Source organism: Sphingomonas sp. FG14 (assembly GCF_057809675.1).
The window spans coordinates 1-839 of sequence record NZ_JBMDKK010000058.1; the positions used below are offsets into that span (position 1 = coordinate 1).

At 65.8% G+C, this 839-nt stretch carries 1 protein-coding gene; it reads left to right on the plus strand.

What is annotated here, in order from left to right; genetic code table 11:
* Positions 1 to 62 precede the first annotated feature (62 nt).
* Positions 63 to 820 (plus strand): IS5 family transposase gene (locus ACODTA_RS30315; RefSeq protein ID WP_489071409.1). Its coding sequence is split into 2 segments (ribosomal slippage): positions 63 to 396 and positions 396 to 820, totalling 759 coding nucleotides; the frame shifts between segments, so codons are not numbered across the junction.
* Positions 821 to 839: the final 19 nt, after the last annotated feature.

An 839-nucleotide genomic window follows, 5' to 3' on the forward strand; every position in this document is an offset into this window, starting at 1 on the left:
TAGGGTCAGGACCCATTGATGTGAGCGTCGCGATCTGATTCAGGCTCCGCAAGGAGACCGGAATGAGCGACCTGTTTTGGCTGACGGACGAGCAGATGGCGCGGCTGCGGCCGTTCTTTCCGAAGAGCCACGGCAAGCCGAGGGTGGACGACCGGCGGGTGCTGAGCGGCATCGTGTTCGTCAACCGCAACGGGCTGCGCTGGCGCGATGCGCCGAGCGACTACGGCCCGCACAAGACGCTCTATAACCGGTGGAAGCGCTGGGGCGAGGCGGGCGTGTTTACGCGGATGATGGAGGGGCTGGCGGCGGCGAGTGCCGAGCCGAAGACCGTCATGATCGACGCGACCTATTTGAAGGCTCACCGCACGGCATCGAGCCTGCGGGTTAAAAAGGGGATCTCGGCCGCCTGATCGGCCGCACCAAAGGCGGCATGAACACGAAGCTCCATGCCGTCGCCGATGCGAACGGCCGCCCCCTGAGCTTCTTCATGACGGCGGGCCAGGTCAGCGACTACACCGGCGCGGCAGCGCTGCTCGACGATCTGCCGAAGGCGCAGTGGCTGCTCGGCGATCGCGGGTATGACGCCGACTGGTTCAGGGACGCTCTCCAGGCCAAGGGCATCCAGCCCTGCATCCCGGGCCGCAGATCGCGCAACGAGCCGGTCAGATACGACAAGCGCCGTTACCGGCGCCGCAGCCGCATCGAGATCATGTTCGGCCGCCTCAAGGACTGGCGCCGCGTCGCCACCCGCTACGATCGCTGCCCAACCGCTTTCTTCTCTGCCGTCGCCCTCGCTGCCACCGTTATCTTCTGGCTGTGATCAACGAGTCCTGACCCTA